Origin of the sequence: Chitinophaga sp. RCC_12 (genome assembly GCF_041360695.1) — a bacterium.
Classification (GTDB): domain Bacteria; phylum Bacteroidota; class Bacteroidia; order Chitinophagales; family Chitinophagaceae; genus Chitinophaga.
Genome location: NZ_JBFUPS010000005.1, coordinates 534496 through 555768, shown reverse-complemented (window position 1 = coordinate 555768; position 21273 = coordinate 534496). Strand labels below are relative to the sequence as shown.

Below are 21273 nucleotides of genomic sequence, written 5' to 3'. Positions count from 1 at the left end.
CGGATGTTACCGGGGGCGCAGCGAACGCTCCCGGTTTTTTTTTGGGCATTTCATAACTGGTAACGGAATAAACATTAAGGACTCATGACGTCAATGTTTTTTTTAACGTGGAAAAAGAATTCAGGGCGATACAATCAGTTGCTTTCCCTTTATTTCAAAATGTACTTCACCGGTTAGTTCCATCATTTTCAACACCTGCGACACCGGCACATTCCTGGGTATGATTCCCCTGAAGTGGGCGGATACAGGCGCTTTGTATATTACTTCCACATCATACCAGCGTGAAATCAAACGCATGGCAGAAGCGATGTCGTTGCCTTCCAGCTGGATAAATCCATTTTTCCAGGCCACTGCTTCTTCTGTATTCACATTTGCCGGGGCAGATAAAGTGTTGCTGTTTTTATTAAGATTCACCCCTTCGCCCGGCTCCAGGCGTTTACTGCTGCCATGGCTGCTTACGCGCACTGCCCCTTCCAGCAGCGTGGTTTTGATCTGCTGTTCATCATTATATGCCATCACGTTGAAATGAGTGCCCAGTACGGCGATTTCCAGGCTATCCTTTCCACTATTGGTATGCGTGGGCACCATTACCCGGAAAGGTTGCTGCGCGTTGGCAGCCACTTCAAAATAGGCTTCCCCGTTCAGTTCCACCTGCCTGTTGCGGCCGTTAAAGGAAACAGGATATTTTAATGTACTCTCTGCATTCAGCCATACGTGGGTACCATCCGGCAGCGTTACCTCAAACTGGCCGCCACGCGGGGTGCGCAGCGTATTATATTGCATCGTCAAGGCATCATGTGATGCTGCATTATAAGTGTAGGTGAGTTTTCCTGCGCCCTGGCGGGAAATTTTTGTATTGCCTTGTTGCGCCAATGCGCCGTTTATGGCGCTGTCCAGCGGTACCTGCGTGCCATCTGCCAGCGTAAGCACCGCCTTGTTGGTACCGGGGGCCACATCGTTGGCCGGCGCAGGAGTAACCGTTGCCATTGGTGCGGAAGCCGGCTTTTGTCTTAACCAGTAAGCCGCGCCTGATAACAGCAACAGTCCGGAAACAATGGCTGCTGCCAGCCATGCGCGCCGGTATGGCATACGCGCAGACGCCACTTCTTCCGGCAAACGGTCGGCCGCCAGTATATTGCCGGCCACCTGGTTCCAGTAAGTTTCGTCGTAATCCACTGCTTCGCCGGGAAGGTCCTTTCGCAGCAGCGTTTCCGCCAGTTGAGCGGTATGCCCGGTTTGATCAGCCTGGATCAGGTCTGATAGTTCCTGGAGTTCGGCAGCAGTAGCAGTATGGCTCACAGCCTGCTGCAGGAGATATGCTAAACGGTCTTGTATCGACAATTTATGATCTGTTTTGATTGTTATTCAGTGAACGTGGTTGCTTCATTAAAACGTGTACTATGCATACAGACGCGCAGGTAAATGTTTAGGACCTATCGAAAAGAAAAAAAATTTTAACGGGTCAGCAGCCATACCACCACGGCGGGAAAGAGATGGCCGGATAGCTCCAGTTGCTTCCGGATAAACTGCAGGGACCTTACCAGGGAGTTCTTGACGGTATTAGGGGAAAGGGATAGCTCGTCTGCGATCTCCAGTATTCTAAGCCCTTTTTCGCGGCTTAAAAGATAGATCCGCTTTGCCTGCGGGGGCAACTGTGCCACGGCGGCGCTCACCTGTTTCATCATGGCATTATATACCATGGTTTCTTCCGTGGAGCTGGCAGACGCATCTGCACTATAGGCTGATGTAATAATATCGATGGCCTTATGATGTACCACCTGTTTACGGAGATAAGAAAACGACAGGTGAAAAACAATCCGCAACAGCCAGGACCGGGGATTTTCTATTTCGGGGAGCTTATCGCGGCTGATCCATAACCGCAAAAATGTTTCCTGGACAATATCATCTGTGACCGCTTCGGTTTTGGTCAAATGCAGTATCAGCGGACGCAGCTCCGGAACATACCTGCGAAAGAGCATGCGGAAAGCGGTTTCATCGCCTTCCGAAATCAGCCGGAATAGTTCTTTATCGTTATATAGCTGCGCATGCATATGGACTGCCCCCTTGCTAATGTAGGAAAATTTAATTGCGAATTAATATTTTCCTGGAAGCGGCAATACGAAGAAGCCCCGGGGAAATGAATTCTCCGGGGCTGTTATCATTCATCTAAATTCACAATCTTATTTCATCCACCAAACTTTTACGGTATTGGAGTTACCGCCCATCTGGTCGGATTGTGTTTTATTATTTACAGTATTGTTGATTGCTTCCTGTTCAGGATATTGCAGCCTGTTAAAATTCACGTAGGTAGCCGGGTTGCCGTCACGTGGTGTGCGGCCGGTCCTTCTCCATAAATTATAAGCAAGCCAGGGCTGGCGGAAAAAAGATAACCATTCCTGTGCATAAATCTTATCCAGCTTCTGAGCGTCGGTACCGGTAAAGGCTACTTTCGGATTGGCTAGGAATGCGGCCATCTGCACAGGCGTAGGACTCGCAGGCGCTACACTGGACCAGGCATCATTGGTTACATTGGTATTATGCGCAATAAAGTACCAGAAATTCACTGCAGAAGTAATACCAGCGGTATATTCCGTACCTGCGGTTACCATGTTCTTAGCTACACCAAGACCACGGGCGTATGCCTCTGCTTTCAGGAAATGTACTTCGGCAGCAGTGAGGAATAATTCCGGCTGATAATAAATATCTCTTACGATATAATAATTAAAGGGAGAAAATTTGCAGTTGTCTTTGTTGGCGAAATTGGCATCCCTGGTATCCTGGTAAGGATTGTTATTATCACCTACCGTGCTGCCCGGCTGAAGCGGCGCCCAGTTGCCGGCCTGGTTGGTTTCAAAGAATAATACTGCGCGCGGATCAAAGATCTGTGCGGTGTTGGTACCATCCGCCATCATGTTCCAGCAAGTGGTGCTTAAACGCACAAATTTATGCGAGGTGAAAGACCAGAAGCGGCTGTCGTTGAGCACATAGCCACCCAGCTTGCCGGGCCACATACCGGCGTCCTCACCTTCCCCGATCAGCGGAATACCACCCAGTGCATATTGGAGGTAAGGCGTGGCCGTAGCTGCATCCTTTTCCACTATTTGCATAGCATAACGCAGCAGCAGGGAGTTACCAAATTTCTGCCACATGCTGATGTTATTGGCAAATAAAGTTTCTGACGCGCCCAGCGACTGGTAAGGCTTTCCTCCCGGCGTAGTGGCAGCGGTAGTAAGGTGCTGTGACGCCCACTTCAACTGTTCCAGCAGGCTTTTGTAAATGCTTTCCTGCGAATCGTACTTCGGACGGTAATTGGCGGTGTTATAAGTATACGCAAGCCCTGCTTCTGAGTAAGGAATATCCCCAAACTGATCAGTGATGCGCAGCGTTTTATAGGCACGCAAAATGTAGGTGATGGCCTGCACATTATCCATTTCCGCTTTATCCCCGGCATACGCATTTATCTTATCCTGTATCTGGTTCAGGTTCTGCAGCGCGCCATAATAATCATTCCAGATATCCAGCGCACCATTTTGCACCAGGTAACCGGAACTGCCGCTGATAGTAGCCAGCTGGGTAACCGGGTAATAGTATTCGTTATGAATGGCTGCCTGCTCCTGTCCTTTCAGGAACAGGGTGCTGATCACACCGTTTATCATTGGCGGTATGGTGGTACTGGTAGGCAATCCCGGCGTGGTGTTGATCTCCTGGAAATCTTTGGTACAAGCGCCAAGCGTCATGGAAACACCGGCTATATAAAGGAATATTTTCTTTGTGTTCTTCATGTTTTGCACATTTTAATCGGTGAGTAGATCTGTTCCTTTAGAAAGAAACCCTTACCTGGAAACCTAAGGAGCGGAAGCTCGGCATAGACATAAATTCCAGTCCCTGCGCATTGCCTGCACCGTTTACACCTTCCGGGTTGATATGATCGGGCAATGAAGTGTAGAGGTAAAAAAGATCCCTTCCTACGAGCGACAGGGAAGCTGCCTGGAATACTTTTGTTTTCCTGACAAAGCTTTGTGGCACCTGGTAGTTGACAGAAATTTCTCTCATCTTAACCCAGGTATTTTCCAGCACAGCGCTTTTGTTGATCCAGTCGCTTCCTTTCACACCGGAGCCCAGATCGGTACTGCTCCATACGCCGTAAGGCATGTATTTATAATAGTAATGCACTACGTTATCGTTCACCTTTCCATCGGGGAACACACCTGGCAATACCACGCCCCAGTTGGTTTGTGTGCCATTAGGTGTGGTATATGGCAAGCCGCCGCCATTCCTTTCTTTCAGTGTTTCCGGCGCCTGGCCCTGTTGCATAATGGTAGCATAGGTACCGGACCAGATGTCGCCGCCGATTTTTGCATCAATGAGCGCACTTACTGAAATGCCGCCTTTGAATGTAAAGGTATTGGTGATACCGCCGGTTAATTTAGGGGTAGCATTGCCCAAAGGCACCAGGCCGTCGGTTGCCTGGTACATGGTACCATTCATGGCTGCATTCCCGAAGGGATTCTGCACCATCAGCGGCAAACCGGTTTTGGGGTCGTAGATAAAATCGTGACCGTAAATGGTGCCGAACTGGTCGCCTACCCTTGCAGAAATAACCGGGCCGTGTGAGCCGCCATCATTCCAGGCACTGGCCATATCTACACGATCCGTACCATCAGACAATGATAACAGCTTGTTATTGCTGTGCGCCAGGTTCAGCGCTACATCCCATCCAAATTCTTTGCGGTCAATTACTTTAGCGCGCAGGATCAGTTCCATGCCTGAATTTTCAAGCACACCGGTGTTCACCACAATGGTGTTCACCCCGGAGCTCATTGGCAATGGAGAGCTGAGGATCTGGTTCCTGGATTTTCCTTTGTAATACCTGAAGTCGGCATTCAAACGGTTATGCAGAAAGCCTAACACTACGCCGAAGTCGGCAGTGGTGTTAATAGCCGGCTTGAAGTCCTTCGCCGGCAATGAGCTTGGCAACAGGTTAGCCGCCTGACCTGCGAATGTTAAGCTGGAATAATTATAGTTGATCTGGTAAGGTGCAGGATCTACTGCTGCCTGCGCCCACGCTACCCTTATTTTACCAAAGCTCAGGATAGCCGGATCTGTCTTCAGCAGATCAGAAAATACAAAGCTACCTGCAAAAGATGGGAAGAAATAAGACCACTGGCCTTTTGGCAGGGCAGATGACCAGTCGTTACGACCGGTTACATCCAGGTAAAGATAATTCTTGTACGACAGGTTAATGAAACTGTAAACAGAATTCATGCGCTTGCGCAGCTGGCTTTCTGTTACAGGGTGCGGGTTACCGAGATAAGTACCGGTGTTCAGTGAATATACATTGGGGATTGCCCAGTTATCATTGTAGTTAAACATGCCGTACATGTCGCGCTGGTAAATAGTTCCACCCAACGAGAACTTTGCGTTAATGGCGCCATTCAGCAGGTTTTCTTTATGCAGCGTTCCAATGAAATCCATGTTGGAAGCGTTATCCTGTTCTGTACCATGACCATAATACCCTTTGGTGATGCCTATTACATCCGTCGGTCTGTTTTTGATGGTCAGCTCGTTGGTATTATTATCCAGTCCTCCCCTGAAAACAAAGTCCAGGAAATCGGTGGCTTCATAATTCAGCTGTACGCCGGCCAGCAATTTACGCCTGTTCTGAACGGTATTATTTTCCATGATGTTCCATACAGTAGCGCCACCGTTACCCACCCATGGAAAACCGGAGAGGGTATTTTGTGAACCATCTTCATTTTTATAGATACCAATATCTTCTCCACGATAGTTCCGGCCTGCATTGTATACCAGGCGCTTCATCCAGGAATTGGCGTCGTCGTTACCCAGTTGCGGAGGGTTATGATACTGGTTAACGATATAGGAAGAAGTTACCTGCACGCTTACCCTTTTCGTGAGCTTCATGTTGGCGCCGAGGTTGAAGGTATTGCGGTAGTAATCACTGTTGGGCAATACCGCCTCGTTATCCAGGCGGGAATAAGATGCCCGGATAGAGCCCCATTCGTTACCACCGGAAAGGGACACGTTATGTGTGGACTGTGTACCATTGCGGAACAGCAGTTTAATATTATCGGGTTGGGGCACATCTGCCTGTTGGGAACCATCCCACCAGGTAATCGATTTGCCTTCCATCTTTGGACCCCAGGAAAGACCGGAACCGGCCCATCCCACCTGGTTGTAGGTATTCACGCCATACGGGCCTGACCCTGTTTTAGGATCCACGTACATGCCTGTCCAGCCTTCTGTTAACTTCGGGTTGCCGTTGGCATCCGTTAAATATTGCGGTGGATCTAACGACACCATACCGCCTGCGCCATATTGGTTCTGCAGTTCGAGGAAACGGTATGGGTCAATATTTTTATAACCATAGGTATAGTCCACACCGAGACCGTTGCGTTTTGCGCCTTTTTTTGTGGTGATCAGGATTACGCCGTTAGCGCCTTTACCGCCATACAAAGCTGCAGCGGTGGGGCCTTTCAGCACACTGATCGTTTCAATATCTTCGGGATTGATCATGTTGATAGGGCTACCGAAATCTTTCGGGGAACTGGTGCTGGCAGCGTTTGCGTTATTTCCCGCGTACATGGCGCTACCGGTAGGTGCATTCCGCACATCGTAAGGCTGCGCGAGGTCGTTGGCCATCGGCATACCATCTACAATGATCAATGGCTGGTTATCGCCCTGGATGGTGTTGTTACCGCCAATAACGATGCGGGTAGTACCACCGTCCACACCATTGGGACTGGTAACATTCACGCCTGCCATTTTTCCGGCCAGTGCGTTCACAATATTGGGCGCATTGGATTTGGCTACTTCTCCCCCTTTTACTTCTTCCTGTGAATAGCCCAATGTTCTTACGCTTCTTTTAATACCTAATGCTGTTACGGCTACCGCATCCAGCGAGGTGGCGGAGGTAGTCATCACGATGTTCAGCACGGGGTTGGCGCCCACGGTTACACGTTGCTGGGCAAAACCAATGGAGGAAAAAACGAGCACATCGCCTTCCTTTGCCTCCACTTCAAAGTGCCCGTCCACATTGGTAACGGTACCCCTGTTGGTACCTGCCACCATTACATTCACACCTGGCAACGGGCTGCCGTCGCTGGATTTCACGACTCCATTGATCTTCTGAAAAAGCACGTTGAAGCCCTCAATATTCATGGTGGCTTCCTTCTTCAGCACAATCTGCTCATTGATCACTTCAAAAGTGATGTGTAAAGGAGTGAGTAAACGCTGCAACACTTCGCCCAGCTGCTCATCGCTGGCCTTCACGGCAACACGCTGTTTGGTTGGTAATGTGCTGTTGTTGTAGGTAAAGTTTACAGCTGTTTTTTCTGTGATAGCTTTGAGGATATTACGCAGGTCGGTGGGTGGCATATTTAATGACACCTTCTTTGTGAGCACCTCCTGGGCATGCACATCCCGGGCGAATGTACAAGTGAACAGGCAGAACAATAAGCCTATTTGTAATAGTGTAACCCTCATAAAAAATATGACAGTCCGGTTGGAGTTTGCAAATTTGTGCATAACTTCAAGTGTTTTGTTGTGATTAATGAAAACGTTAATACGACAAATCCTTTCCTGCGGCAGTTGTCCAGACGTTACAGGAAAAAATTACAAGGTGGCGGTGTAAGTGCATCGCCCCTTTTTTTTGGTTGATAATCAAGTGAATTCAGGGATCATTTTAGCGGAATTACAAGTGAACAATACTTTTAACTACACGGCTTCCCGGTGATATATACCTGGCCCCCGCTGATTTTATAGCTGGCATTGATAGCAGCACAAATAATTTTCAGTTTGTTTTCAAATGATTCATTGGTAATGGTAGTGGTGATCATGCACTTACCAAATACTTCCTCGCTCGCGTTAATTTTTATACTGTAGGCCGTTTCCATTGCGTGGAATATATCGGTTACGGCGGTATTATCAAATACGAAAGGCGGCGGCTCCACGGCAGGCAACAGCGCTGCCACGTCGCTGGTATTCAGCGAATCGGCTACAAATGCCGCCGTGCGGATATTAAAACGGATTTTGTGATTCGGTGTTACCACGTAACTGCGCTGTTCTTTATCGGCCAGGTTGTACACGGCTATTTTACCGGTTTTTACGGTTACTGTTAAACTCCCGTTTTCTGCGGATACCCGGAAACTTGTTCCCAGCACTTTGATGCCCACTTCAGACGTATACACAAAGAATGGTCTGCCGGCATCTTTGGCGATATCAAAAAACGCATCGCCTTTCAGGAATACTTCTCTTTTGGATTGTAATAAAAAGGCATCGTGCCGGATAGAGGCCCCTGCTTTCAGCACTACGGTGGAACCATCTGTTAACCAGGCTACCTGGTTGGCATCGGTGGTATTAATGCGGGTGAGCTGCTCATTTTCCATATGGCTTTTCAGCTTAGCAGCTACCGGTATTTTGTTGTCTTTTTTCAGGTAGATGGATACCAATGTAATCCCTGCCAATACTGCGGCCGCTGCCCCCCACCACCTGTAGCGGGAAATCCTTCTCACGCGGGTTGGCGCCCATTCTGTAGCAGGACGTTCTTCTGCGATATGTTCTTCCAGGGCGGCGTACACTTCCTGTAACAGCGATTCCTCTACTGCCGGTTGCGGTACGTTACCCAATGCCAGCACCATACTCCTGGCCTTTTCGAGATCAGCTGCCCGTTCGGGGTGCGCTGCCACCCACTGCTCCCACCGGGCGGTATTGGCCGCATCCGGGCGTAACACCCATTGAACAAAGCTATCGTCCCGGATAAACTCCCAGGTATCCTCTCCAAAATGCTTCATGCAGCTGTTTTTTCTGAGACAATTAACTGCCCCTTTATCATAAATGACAAAGACGCTGATTTTATACTCAAAAAAATTAAAGTTTTTTTAACAAAGGCTGAAATGCCCTGCCATGGCGGAGATAAATAATCAGATAAAGAAGTAAAAGGTTTCCAGCAGGCGCCTGGCAAACGGGGTGGTTTCCAGCGTTTCTTTAATGCGCCCCAGGGCGTTGTAAAGGAGGTTGCTGACAGACTGGTACTTCATGTGCATCAGTTCTGCAATCTGGGCATTGGTGAAGCCCATATAAAAACGGAGGGTGATAATTTCCTGTTGCCGCCGCGATAATTTCCGGATCGCATTGTCGAGCAATATACTGCGGGAATCACTGATTTCTGCGTCAATGATCCTTTCTTCTACGGTAGATTCTATTGGATTATGCTGGTGAAGGAATTTATCCTGTTTATCGGAAGCAGCACGGTATTGATAATTAGCCCTGATCAGTTTATACTTCAGGCTGCGGCATAAATAAAACCGGATGGCCACCTCGTCGCTGATGGTATCCCTGCTGTTCCATATCTCTATAAAAAGATCCTGGATCATGTCTTTCAACTTCTCCCGGTCGGTACAAAACCTGAAACCATATTGAAACAAGTGCCTGGTATATTCGCGGTAAATCAGCGTAAAAGCGGTTTTATCACCGGCTTTAAATCGCTTCCATAAAGCAGCTTCCTCAAAACAAACGTCTTTTCTTGCAGGCATGCGTGGCTCTTTTACAGCAAAACTGATTACTGATTCTGGTATTATTGGCTGGCTAAAATTTTGGATGTAACCGAAATGTAAATATTTTTTGTCAATCGGTCAAATATCATTCAAATACCACAAAGGAAAAACATAAAAATATCAGTAAGCCCGTATCTCCCTCATTCAGCCAGCCTTTAAAATCATACAGATTTTTTAGTATATTTATCTTAACGGTATACACACCTTAATTTTCACGTATGAACAATCTTTCGAAGAGACGACTTTTTGATGCTGTCGCCTGGCAGCTGGCCCAATTCCCTAAACCTGATATGCTGGCGGCTAAAATCAACGGACAATGGAAAACATATGACACCGCCACCGTCAGCGAAATTGTAAACCGTTTCAGTGCAGGGTTGTTACAACTGGGTGTTGGAGGAAACGACTTTACGCCCGAAGGCGCCGATAAAATTGCCATTATCAGCAATAACCGCCCGGAATGGATATTCACCGATCTGGCGGTACAACAAACAGGCGCGGTGCTGGTGCCCATCTACCCTACTACCAACCCTGCCGAATTACAGTTCATTCTGAAAGATGCTGCCGTAAAATATATGTTTGTGAGCAGCCCGGAATTGCTGGATAAAGTAAACAGTATCCGGGAAGGGGTTCCTTCTTTGCAACACATTTACACCTTCGACGAGATACCCGGCGCCACGCACTGGTCCACTATTTCAGCGCAGGCTACTCCCGGTTTGCTGGAGCAGGTGGAAAGCATTAAAGCAGGGATCGACCCGCATCACCTGGCCACCATTATTTATACTTCCGGCACAACAGGCACACCCAAAGGCGTCATGCTTTCGCACAACAATATTGTTTCGAATGTTTTATTGTCCAAAGAAAGTTTTCCTTTTGAAGATTCACCGCAGCCCAGTAAAGTGCTGAGCTTTTTACCGCTGAATCACATTTTTGAAAAGTGCGTTACCTATATTTACCTGTACAGCGGCATCAGTATTTATTATGCAGAAAGCATGGATACCCTCAGTGCCAACCTGAAAGAGATTAGCCCCGATGGCTTTACGACCGTTCCACGTCTGCTGGAAAAAGTATTTGAAAAAATAATGGCCACAGGCAGCGGGTTAACAGGCATCAAACGCAAACTGTTTTTCTGGGCGGTATCGCTTGCCGGCAAATACGATAATAATATCAGCGGAGGCGCGTGGTACAATTTCCAACTGGCTATTGCCAATAAACTGGTGTTCAGTAAATGGCGGGCAGCACTGGGTGGTAAGATCCGGTTTATAGTAACCGGTGGCGCTGCCTGCCAGGAAAAGTTGCTGCGCATTTTTAATGCCGCGCAGATCCCGGTTTATGAAGGATATGGGCCTACCGAAAACAGCCCGGTAATTTGTGTGAACCGGAAAACGCCCGGCGATACAAAGTTTGGTACTGTAGGCCCGCCCATTAACGGTATTGAAGTTAAGCTGGCAGAGGATAGCGAAATTTGTGTAAAGGGTCCGTCTGTGATGATGGGATATTATAAAAGACCTGACCTCACTGCGGAAACAGTTATTGATGGCTGGCTGCACACCGGTGATGTAGGATTATGGGTAGATAATAAGTTTTTGAAAATAACAGACCGTAAGAAAGAGTTGTTTAAAACCAGTGGCGGAAAATATGTGGCTCCGCAACCCATTGAAAATAAGTTTAAGGAAAGTCCTTTTATTGAACAGATCATGGTAGTAGGCGCCGGTGAGAAGTTCACGGGGGCTTTGATTGTGCCTGCCTTTACCTACCTGAAATACTGGATGAACCAACAGAATATTCCTTACACTACCAATGAAGCCGCTGTTAAAATACCGAAGGTATTGGAAATGTACCAGGAGGTAGTGAACAACTACAACCAGCATTTTAATCACGTGGAGCAAATTAAAAAGTTTGAACTGCTTACCGACGAATGGAGTATTTCCGGCGGGGAAATGACGCCAAAACTCAGCCTGAAAAGAAAAGTGGTAACGGAGAAATATAAAGATGCGATAGCAAAAATATATAGTTAGGAAGATGATTTCCGGAACTCCTTCACGATCCGTATCACCACGGGAATGGTAACCGTAACCACAATAACAACGATAAAATATTTGAGATAAGGTTTCAGGAAAGGCATGCTGCCGATGAGATATCCGGCCAGTACAAAGCTGAAGCCATAGGCTATGGAGCCAATGGCGGCAAACAAAAGGAAACGGCGGAAATCGAGTCCGATCATCCCTGCCACAATAGGCGCAAATGTGCGGATGAGTGGAAGAAAGATACCTGCTGTTAGTGCGGTAGCACCATATTTTTTATAAAATGCTTCTGCTGATACCAGGTACTGCCGGCGAAAGATGCCGGAGTCTTCTTTGTTCTTCAATAAATGCCCGGTTTTCCGGCCAATCCAATACCCGGTTACATTTCCTGCAATAGCGGCAATGGCGCACAGCGCGCAAACCACCAGTATATTGTAATTAAAATTCCCGTTGGCGGTTAGTACGCCGGCGGTAAACATCAGGCCGCCGCTGGGCAGGAAGAAGCAGAAAAACAATCCTGTTTGTCCGAATACAGAAAGGAATACGACGAGTAACCCTCCATAGCTGATTAATGATTCAGCATCCATGTTATAGTTAGTTTTAAGGATTGGTATTCGCTGATAAAATTTATTTTATTAAGATAGTTGCTGTGAGCGGATCCTGCGCATCACTGCTACTCAATTTACAATTTAAACTTTTATTCATTTTAAAAAAGCATACACTACGCTAATTGGCTGCGTGGTCCTTGATTAATTTAGTCAGGTAAATTGTTTGTATCTAACCACTTTTATGTTAACCTTAAAAAGAAAGAAAAAATGAAGTCTAATTGTTTGTTGTCCCGTTGTGCGGGACTTTTTTTCCTTGTCAGTATGATAGCGTGTAAAAAGAATGACGCGCTTATTCAACCAGTTCCTGATGCATCCAAAGAGATGGTAGCCGGTACGTTGGCAGCCACCGGTGATGTAGCGGTCCCTGTTTCCTGGTATACGCTGGAGTTAAAGCTGATAAAAGAAACGCCGGGGTTTAGTCCTCCCGTGGCAGCGAGGGCTATTGCCTACACCGGCGTTACGCTCCGCGAGGCGGTACTGGGTGGCATGTATGGAGCGCCTTCACTGGGCGGACAGCTGAATGGGCTTGGCCGTCTTCCTGCGCCGGAAAGATGGAAACGTTATAACTGGACCATAGCGGCCAACAGCGCCATGGCGCAGATTATTAAAAACCTTTTTGGCAATGCCAGCGTGGAGAACCTTAACCTGATCAACCAGCTGGAAAATGATAACCTGCAGGCACATTCGGATACCTGCTCACCCGAAGTGATCAACCGCTCCATCAGTTTTGGCAGATCCATCGCCACTGCCATTTACCAGTGGTCTGCTTCAGACGGCGGAAAGGATGGCTACCTGAACAACTTTCCCACCGACTATACGCCTCCGGTTGGACCGGGCTACTGGGTACCAACACCGCCGCAACTGCAACGGGCCATGTTGCCTTACTGGGGAAAGAACCGTCCCATGGTGAAGCCTACAGCAGCTGATTCGGCAGAGATCCCGCCGCCTGCTTATGCTACAGACACGCTCAGCACCTTCTACAAAGCCGCCCGCTTTGTTTACCTGAAAGGAAAAACACTTACCCCGGAAGAAACCCTCATTGCCCGGTACTGGGCAGATGGCGGCGGCACCTTCACCCCTCCCGGACACCTGATTGCACTCACCATGCAGCTGGTCACAGAACAGCACCTGAGCCTCGGCCAGGCTGCCACGCTTTTTGCGCAGGTTGGAATAGGATTGAATGATGCAGGTATCCTTTGCTGGAAATATAAATACAAGTATAACCTGCTTCGCCCTATTACGTATATCCGTTCGCATATCGACAGCACCTGGTCGCCGCTGATAGGCACCCCGCCTTTCCCGTCGTACACGTCCGGGCATGCTACCTTTACCAGCGCAGCAGGCAACATCCTGGCTGCCCGTTTCGGCAGCAGCTTCACGTTTACGGATAAACAAAAAGTGCCGGAAGGTTTTTCGCCACGTTCTTTCAGCAGCTTCACCGCTATGATTAATGAAGCCTCCATTTCAAGAGTGTATGGTGGTATTCACTACGATTTCGACAGTGAAACCGGCAGTCTCAACGGAAAGGGCCTGGCACAGCGGATCCTGTTGCTGAACTACTAAAGAAAAAATGATTGTATGTTCCGATCAGGTGCCAGATGAGAAAAGGCTGTATCAAAATATGATACAGCCTTTCTTTTCTTTGGAGTGTTACAAAAAAATATCTTTAAAACTCAATATCATCCGCTACGTTGCCTCCCTGCTTTTCAGCAAACAATTGCTGGTACTTTGCCTGGTAAGCCGCCTGCCGTTGATTATACCCGGCATAATCCGCCTGGATATCCCGGTGAATCTGGTCATTCCATAAGGACGCGGCAATCTGGAAATCCCCAATGGGAATACCGTAATTGTCAACGATCCATTGGGCACCATCCAGGCCATAATCATACGCTACCTGCCTGGCAACCTCCAGTTCCTGGTAGAAGTCTTTATCCTGCTTAATTTTTTCGATATTGCCTGCACCCTGCGGTGAAGGAGCCGCCTTTACGCTGCTGAATTTCGGATGCTGATCAGCCTGACCAAAGTATTGGCCGAAGAGGGTAACAATGTGAAAGGTGGCGTCCTGTTTCATCCGCTCGGGCCAAAGCAGGTTTGCTTCCTGCCAAACGGGTAATTCCACGCCTAAAGCCTTTGCGACGTCGTCTTCACTTAATCCGCTGCCGAGTCTTGCGCAGGCAGCGCCGTAATCTTCTAAAGTAATTCCGTGAATGGGTTCTAATAATGGATTGCCAGACATAATGTTTCTATTTAAAGATGATGATTAATCGTGTATTCATTCATTAAACGCTCATAAAATTTCTCATTCTCCGTCACCATATCGGGTACTATCTTATTCCATTCATCAAACATGGCGCGCAGGTAGCGACGGTACAGATCCGGATTCTTTGGCGTAGCCGCTTCATAGCTCCGGAGCAAATGGGCTGTTCGCTGTTCTGCCAGGCTACGGGCCTGATGCAATACCATACGAGCCCCGGTGGATGGGCTAAAGGTATTCTGCGACTGGCAAAACGGGCAGGTGATATAAGTATCGATAAAGAACATCCTGGGAATAGTGATATTGCCGCCACATTGCCTGCAGCTGAACTTATCACGTATCCGTTCAAATGCTGCCAATTCTTCCTGGTAAGCTGATTCCAGGTCCTGTTCTCCGGCAGCGCCCTGCAGCAGGCTAATAGCATAATTTATTTTCTCTTCAAAAACAAAATGCCGGTTCAGGCAAGCCATCCTGAAAGTATGCAGCTTACCACGATATTCACTCCCCACCCTGGAGATAATGGAGGGCAGCGATGCTTCCGCTTCATACACAAAAGCAACAATATTATCTTCCCGGATCTCATTCGCCTTATTCCGCATCTGGTTAATTTGTCCGATCAGCCCGGAAAGCATATGAATATGCGCACGCTTATAAGGATCGGTATCCTGTTGGAAAACTTTCCGGAGTTCCGGCACTGCGGCGTTGTTCATCTCCACCATGCGGGCTTCCAGCTTATCCAGGAAAACAAACCATCTCTCCTGCCGGGTCTTTATTTCATCGAGCAGGGCAGCGTTCTCATATTTCTTATTGAATAAATTGAACATGATTTATGAATTATTTTCCTTCCTGATATTCACGCCATCCGTTAGTTTGGTATCCATGAATATAAAACCACAATAAGCGCAGGCAGTGAGTCCCTTATGATACGCGCGCCCGGCCCCGCATTCGGGGCAATCACGAATATCCATTTTAGCTGCTTCGTTTGTTATTTCGCCGCCATAATTTTCCTGGGTCTCTACCTTCTTTTTGAGCTGTTCCAGGTAGGCTTGTATCCGTTTCTTTTCCTCTCCCATAATACCTGTAAGTTGAAGGTTAGAGTAATTTCAGGAGTTCTTCTTTTTTAGCAGCATATTCCTGTTCGGTAATCAGCTGTGCATCGAAGAGCGTTTTCAGTTGTTTAAGTCTTTCGGTAATATCTGTTGCCTGGGCGGGCTTAGGCTGCATCGCTCCCTGGGTAACCATATTGGTGATCATGCCCATGGTTACCGCCTGCCTGGCGCCATCTCCTATATCCGAATGATCTTTGTCCATCGCATTGGCGATGCTATACTGTGAAAATTTGTTCATGTCCGTTACCATATTCATACCGGTAACTTTGTCGTATTGTTTAAGGACTTCTTCCGGCAATGTGATACTGGTAATGGTGAAGCGGGTAATTTCCAGGCCGAAGTCCGTAAAATACGGCTGAATGAGGGGCTGAATTTTTTCATTTAAACCGGAGATATTACCTGCAGCATCTACCACTGAAATTTGTGCCAGCGCAAGTACCTCGGCAAATTTGGGGGCAATAAAATCACGCAGCTGCAACTCCAGCTCTGTGATGCCCAGTCGCGGCCAGGTACCGGCGTATTCTTTAAAGAACCTGGATACATCTGTAATACGAATATTGTACGTACCAAAAGCTCTTACACGCACCTGGCCAAAGGTGGCATCCTTCATCAATACAGGTGCAGGGGTACCCCATTTGAGGTTAACAAACTGATGGGTGTTAAAAAAATAAATGTCTGCTTTAATGGGACTTTCAAAACCGTATTTCCAGCCCCGGAGCCTTGTAAGTATAGGGATATTTTCGGTTTTCAGGATGTGCTTTCCGGCAGGAAATACATCTGCCAGCTGTCCTTCATTCAGGAAAAGGGCATGTTGACTTTCCCTTACGGTGAGTACTGCACCATCCTTAATTTCCTTATCGGCATCTGCAAACTTCCACATTAATGCATTAGGATCCGGTGTTACAGATTCAATGATTTCAATAAAAGGTAATCCCATCCTGCAAGGTTTTTAATATAGGCGCCAGGGCCGTAAATAACATGGTTTCAATTCCTCAACCGGTGACGCTCTTTGGTTGAGTTATTGTTCAAAATTAATGCGATCAACTAAAACAATAAAGGGGCCAACAAACAATAGAAAACGTTAATGCCAGGCTAATTGATAAAAGAAAATTTGTTCTCGAATACTTTACCAAATACCGGGACAGGTTTTTCTGCCTGGTTGGCTGCATTGATAATTCCCAATACCCAGAATATAAGGATCACATACCCGATCAGGCCAAGGAAAGATAAAGCCGGCACCAGGTGTGCTACAACGCTCAACGCAATATTGAGCAGGATGCTCACAATGGCAAGTCCTAACGACTGCTTCAGGTGGTACCTCAGCAGGCTGTCGGTTTTCTCTTTACCGGAGAAGTAAGCAATCAGCCAACCGATCAGGGTTACATATGATAAAATAGATAATGTTTTGCTGTTCATGGGTTCAAGGTTTTTTCGTTGGCGTTATTGCCTGTGCAAATGTGTGGTGAATGTTTCTTAATCAGGCATCCCGGTATCCTACAAAACGACTACCCATGTAAAAATGGACGTCTACAATATGTCTACAACATTTTCAAATCATTTACTATGATCATCTTACAAATACAGATATTCATAACTTTAATGATCTTTTCATAATGACTATTACCGATTTATAGTAATTTAACCGCATGAAGTCATTACCATATCTGCCATTTGTTTGTATGTTGATCTGTATTTGCGGGTGGTCATCTTTTGTATCTGCACAGGCGCCGTTGCCGGATAGTTTACAAGCTCTAACCGCCGATCCCAAGTTCAATGAAAAGGAAAAGCCCCCTTTACTCAACCAACTGGCTGAAATATACCGGGCCAATAAAAACTATTCCCTGGCCATGGCTACGGCCAGGCAAAGCGTTGTTCTTTCACTCCGGCATCAAAATTATCTTGAGGCCACCAAAGCTTACGCGATGCTGGCAAATATTAAGCTCAATACACAACAGTATGGTGAGCTGAAACAAACCGTTGATTCTGTATTCACCAGCGCGCAACAGGCCAATAACCCGGTGGCGATGGCGTATGCCTTTTATATCCATGCACTGTTGTATAAAACACTGGATAAATCAGACGAGGTGGTGAAGTATTGCCAGCTGGGCCTCCGGCAATTGGATAAGGCGCCCGACCCTTATATGGCGGCCAAAATATATTACCAGCTTTATGTGGTTAATTCGGGTTGGAACAACGAAGAAAAGGTAAGTACCTATGCCCGCCAGGCTACTGATAATGCGCTCAAGGCAAATGATTTCAATCTCCTGAGCAATTGTTATACTGCCCTGTCGGTAGCCCATGAATACAAATTCAATGCTACCAAAAACCGCCAGGAGCTCGACAGTGTGCTGTATTACCTGGGTAAAACGGAAACGCTCTACCAGCAATACCCTGGTAGGGTGGCCGCTAATCCCTATGCCATTGCCTGTATAAATATTGCCAACAGCTACCTGAAATACTTCCCTGCAGAGGATGCGAGGGCCAAAGCACAAGCCGTTCACTATGCAGGTATCGCCCGAACGGTATTAAAAGATGCTGCCAACAGTGAAGAGGTGGTCGCCAGCAGCCTGGGCATCCTCAGCGAATATGCCCGGCGGGAAGGCAATGAAGCACAGGCCGAAAATTACCTGTTGGAAGCCTACCAGGTCATGAAAACGGCTAACAGCCATTCCTATTATACCATGATCAATGTGGTGCAGTCGCTGTCCAATTTTTATGAACAAAAGGGCAACTATCGCAAAGCCCTGGAGTTTCAGAAAGAGGCCACGTTATATAACAATAAAGTTTTCAATCAGCAACAGGCGCTCAATACCCAAAAGCTGGAAATACAATATGAAACGGAAAAGAAGAACAACGAAATGCAGATCCTGAAAGAACGCGAGAAGAGCCGAACCATGCAAAACTATCTGTATGCCTGCATTGCGCTTGCCTCGCTGCTTGGACTGGTATTCATGTTCCGGTCGTATCATTTCAGGTTACGTTACTCCATGCAGCGGGAAAAGCAGCTGCAATTGGAAAAACAAGAGTCGGAAATGCAGGTGAAGCTGGAAAAAGAAGAACACGCCAGGCTCAGGGCCGAGCAGCAGCTACTGGCAACCCGGCAACAGCAACTCAAAAAAGAAGTAATGGCCAATGTGCTTCACCTCGAACATAAGCATCAAACATTGCTGAACATCAAAGACAAATTAACGGAAGGCGACGCCGTAAACATGCAGAAAATCCTCAAGGAAGAAATGGTGATCGATAACGATTTTGAACATGCAAAAGTCCAGATCCAACAGATACACCCCGATTTCTTTCACCTGATCAATGATAAGGCACAAAAGAAACTCACCCTGCTCGATCTGAAACTTTGCGCCTACCTTTATCTTAAAATGGATACCCGGCAAATTGCCCAGCTAATGAATATTGAAGCCAAAAGCGTTAGAATGAGCCGCTACAGGATCAAACAAAAGCTGGGACTGGACAAAGAAGATGACCTGAATGCTTTTCTGCAGGCATTGGGAAGTTAATATTGTAAACTTTAAACAGGATTATCTGACAAAAGTGTAAACCTTTTTCAGGATTTACACGACAAACTGTAAAGCAATATCAGGATTATTTCTTCACCTGTATAGCTATATTAGGACGAGACATAGTGTATTGGGAGTGTATGGGAAGTGTATCAGGAGTGTATGGGAAGTGTATGGGGACTGTATGGGGACTGTATGGGGACTATATGGGGAGTACGACACATACGCTACTCCTAAGTAACTGAGAAGTATCAGAGATGTATCAGAGAAGTAACCCAGAAGTATCCTCTCAGTTAAATAAAAAACAAAATATGACAGCTCCGGTTATTACTCAGTTAAAAGACCGCCTGAATTCAAGCGGCGACAGCTTGGTTTTGGTTTTAAACAGCTTACTGAACGACTGCGGATGTTCGAAACCCAGGGCATAAGCAACTTCACTCACCGATAACGTAGTGGTGGAAAGCTTTTCCTTCGCTTTTTCAATCAGCTTATCATGGATGTGCTGCTGCGCGTTTTGGCCTGTGAGTGCACGCAGCATATCGCTTAAATAGCTGGGTGATAAATGCAGGTTATCGGCAAGATAATGAACGGTAGGGATACCATTGCTTAAAGAATGCTCATTGCCAAAGTAATCTGTCAGCAGGTCGTCCAGTCGTTGCAGCAGATCATGACTGACCACCTTCCGCGTAATAAACTGGCGCTTATAGAAACGGTTGGCGTAATTCAGCAACAACTCAATCTGGGATATCACCACATCCTGGCTGAAGTCATCTATCCGGCTGTTCAGTTCTTCTTCCATAATCCTGAAAATAGAAATGATCGTGTCTTTCTCACTTTCAGAAAGATGCAGCGTTTCGTTGGCTGTATAAGAGAAGAACCCATATTGACTGATCTTTTTGGCTATTGGATAACCCAAAAAGAAATCCGGATGGATCAGCAGAGTATATTCAGAACATACGGGTCCGTCATTTTCCCCGCCCCCCAACACCTGGCCGGGCGAAGCGAACAGCAAACCTCCTTCATCGAAATCATAATACCCCTGGCCATATTTTAATTTGCCGGCAAGTTTGGGCTTGTAGGAAATTTTATAAAATCCCAGTACATGATGCTGCGCTGGTTGCGGCAGTACCGACCAGGAAGGCGCTCCGTTGATCAAACTGATCAATGGATGCTTTGGCTGAGGCATGCCAAAGGCCCGGTGGGCATCTGCCAGTGTCTCAAATTTATGCACGCTTTTTTCTTCTTTTTTCATCTCCCTACAAATATAATCATAACCGGTAACCATTTTGATTACCGGTTATGACCGGTTATTATTTAGCTATTCCCTGGGCTGAACTGGAAATGGGATCCCAGTTTTCCCAAAGCGCCAGGCGTTCCTCATACGCGCTACGTACCCACGGCAGGTTGTGACTGCCCAGGTGGAAGCGCAATGGCGGGTTTTCTGTATCCACCACCTGGAAAAGCGCTTGCGGCGTGGCATTCGGATCCCCTCTTTCCAGGTCTCTTAATTTTCCAAAAAACTGGTTTTTAAAGTCCGAGTAAATCTCCATACCGGCAGCGAATTTCAGCGATTCCTGGCTGCCAAATTCCGTAGCGTAAGCCCCTGGTTCAATAATGGTCACTTTGATCCCAAAGTCCTTGACTTCAGCAGCAAGACTTTCATGGATGGCCTCAAAGGCCCATTTCGTTGAGCAGTAGTATCCGATTACCGGCAGTACCACATGCCCCAGGTTGCTGGAAGTACCGAGGATATGTCCGCCACCCTGCTGCCGGAGCAGCGGTAATGCCGCCTGGATAACCGCAACGGCCCCAAAAACGTTGGTTTCATACATCGCCTTGATATCTTCCGCACTCGCTTCTTCAATAGTGCCTACCAGCGAATAACCGGCATTATTCAGCACAATATCCAATCTCCCGAAATATGCATGCGCCTCGTCTATGGCTGATTTGGCCTGACCGGGCTTCGTCACGTCCAATGCAAGGGTTAATACCTGTTCGCCATATTTTTCTTTGAGTCCGGCTAAGCTGTCGATGTTACGTGCCGTTGCCGCCACTTTATCGCCACGCTCCAGGGCTGCTTCTGCCCAAATGCGTCCAAAACCACGCGAAGCGCCGGTGATGAACCAAACTTTACTATTCATGTCGTTTCCCATTTTTATTGATCTTTTAATTTTTGATGAAGCAAAGTTCAGGTGAT

At 47.1% G+C, this 21273-nt stretch carries 17 protein-coding genes; 3 read left to right on the top strand and 14 right to left on the bottom strand.

All coding sequences use genetic code 11. The annotated features are described in order from the left end of the window. Nucleotides 1–120 precede the first annotated feature (120 nt). The 6 genes from AB6805_RS18055 to AB6805_RS18030 all read right to left on the bottom strand — a co-directional run bounded on the left by AB6805_RS18055 (nucleotide 121) and on the right by AB6805_RS18030 (nucleotide 9551). Nucleotides 121–1341, bottom strand: a complete 1221-nt coding sequence (locus AB6805_RS18055; protein WP_370910845.1) for a FecR family protein — start codon at nucleotides 1339–1341, stop codon at nucleotides 121–123. Between the two features lie 113 nt (nucleotides 1342–1454). Further along, on the bottom strand, nucleotides 1455–2051 hold the full coding sequence (locus AB6805_RS18050) for an RNA polymerase sigma-70 factor (protein WP_370910844.1): 597 nt from the start codon (nucleotides 2049–2051) through the stop codon (nucleotides 1455–1457). A gap of 129 nt (nucleotides 2052–2180) precedes the next feature. Continuing rightward, on the bottom strand, nucleotides 2181–3782 hold the full coding sequence (locus AB6805_RS18045; protein ID WP_370910843.1) for a SusD/RagB family nutrient-binding outer membrane lipoprotein: 1602 nt from the start codon (nucleotides 3780–3782) through the stop codon (nucleotides 2181–2183). A 37-nt stretch (nucleotides 3783–3819) separates the two neighbouring features. Continuing rightward, nucleotides 3820–7545 carry a SusC/RagA family TonB-linked outer membrane protein gene (locus AB6805_RS18040; RefSeq protein ID WP_370910842.1) on the bottom strand — a complete coding sequence of 1242 codons (3726 nt, stop codon included), beginning with the start codon at nucleotides 7543–7545 and terminating at the stop codon, nucleotides 3820–3822. A 185-nt stretch (nucleotides 7546–7730) separates the two neighbouring features. Beyond that, entirely contained in the window at nucleotides 7731–8810 is a 1080-nt protein-coding gene (locus AB6805_RS18035) for a FecR domain-containing protein (RefSeq protein WP_370910841.1), read from the bottom strand. A gap of 129 nt (nucleotides 8811–8939) precedes the next feature. Then, nucleotides 8940–9551, bottom strand: coding sequence for an RNA polymerase sigma factor (locus AB6805_RS18030; RefSeq protein WP_370910840.1), 612 nt, complete (start codon nucleotides 9549–9551; stop codon nucleotides 8940–8942). Between the two features lie 239 nt (nucleotides 9552–9790). Here AB6805_RS18030 and AB6805_RS18025 point away from each other — a divergent pair, with 239 nt between their 5' ends. Beyond that, nucleotides 9791–11587 (top strand): long-chain fatty acid--CoA ligase, encoded by a 1797-nt coding sequence (locus tag AB6805_RS18025; RefSeq protein ID WP_370910839.1) that lies wholly within the window; start codon nucleotides 9791–9793, stop codon nucleotides 11585–11587. Here the strand turns inward: AB6805_RS18025 and AB6805_RS18020 are convergent. Next, the gene (locus tag AB6805_RS18020; RefSeq protein ID WP_370910838.1) at nucleotides 11584–12180 is read right to left on the bottom strand and encodes a DedA family protein; all 597 of its coding nucleotides are present in this window, start codon (nucleotides 12178–12180) and stop codon (nucleotides 11584–11586) included. The two genes, AB6805_RS18025 and AB6805_RS18020, sit on opposite strands and share 4 nt — an antisense overlap. A gap of 282 nt (nucleotides 12181–12462) precedes the next feature. Here AB6805_RS18020 and AB6805_RS18015 point away from each other — a divergent pair, with 282 nt between their 5' ends. Next, on the top strand, nucleotides 12463–13764 hold the full coding sequence (locus AB6805_RS18015) for a vanadium-dependent haloperoxidase (protein WP_370910837.1): 1302 nt from the start codon (nucleotides 12463–12465) through the stop codon (nucleotides 13762–13764). Between the two features lie 103 nt (nucleotides 13765–13867). Here the strand turns inward: AB6805_RS18015 and AB6805_RS18010 are convergent, their stop codons facing one another. From AB6805_RS18010 to AB6805_RS17990, 5 genes are all read right to left on the bottom strand, one after another. After that, nucleotides 13868–14437, bottom strand: a complete 570-nt coding sequence (locus AB6805_RS18010; RefSeq protein WP_370910836.1) for a DUF6620 family protein — start codon at nucleotides 14435–14437, stop codon at nucleotides 13868–13870. 11 nt (nucleotides 14438–14448) lie between these two features. Further along, on the bottom strand, nucleotides 14449–15279 hold the full coding sequence (locus AB6805_RS18005) for a hypothetical protein (protein ID WP_370910835.1): 831 nt from the start codon (nucleotides 15277–15279) through the stop codon (nucleotides 14449–14451). A gap of 3 nt (nucleotides 15280–15282) precedes the next feature. Continuing rightward, complete coding sequence (locus tag AB6805_RS18000; RefSeq protein WP_370910834.1) at nucleotides 15283–15528, bottom strand: hypothetical protein; 246 nt, start codon at nucleotides 15526–15528, stop codon at nucleotides 15283–15285. 19 nt (nucleotides 15529–15547) lie between these two features. Beyond that, on the bottom strand, nucleotides 15548–16501 hold the full coding sequence (locus tag AB6805_RS17995; RefSeq protein WP_370910833.1) for an SPFH domain-containing protein: 954 nt from the start codon (nucleotides 16499–16501) through the stop codon (nucleotides 15548–15550). A 155-nt stretch (nucleotides 16502–16656) separates the two neighbouring features. Then, nucleotides 16657–16980, bottom strand: a complete 324-nt coding sequence (locus AB6805_RS17990) for a DUF4870 domain-containing protein (RefSeq protein ID WP_370910832.1) — start codon at nucleotides 16978–16980, stop codon at nucleotides 16657–16659. Nucleotides 16981–17210: 230 nt separating this feature from the next. Here AB6805_RS17990 and AB6805_RS17985 point away from each other — a divergent pair, with 230 nt between their 5' ends. Next, nucleotides 17211–19076: a hypothetical protein gene (locus tag AB6805_RS17985; protein ID WP_370910831.1), complete on the top strand. Its 1866-nt coding sequence runs from the start codon at nucleotides 17211–17213 to the stop codon at nucleotides 19074–19076. Between the two features lie 331 nt (nucleotides 19077–19407). Here AB6805_RS17985 and AB6805_RS17980 read toward each other — a convergent pair whose 3' ends face one another. Both AB6805_RS17980 and AB6805_RS17975 read right to left on the bottom strand, forming a co-directional pair. After that, entirely contained in the window at nucleotides 19408–20328 is a 921-nt protein-coding gene (locus AB6805_RS17980; protein ID WP_370910830.1) for a helix-turn-helix domain-containing protein, read from the bottom strand. A gap of 58 nt (nucleotides 20329–20386) precedes the next feature. Continuing rightward, nucleotides 20387–21217 (bottom strand): SDR family NAD(P)-dependent oxidoreductase, encoded by an 831-nt coding sequence (locus tag AB6805_RS17975; protein ID WP_370910829.1) that lies wholly within the window; start codon nucleotides 21215–21217, stop codon nucleotides 20387–20389. Nucleotides 21218–21273: the final 56 nt, after the last annotated feature.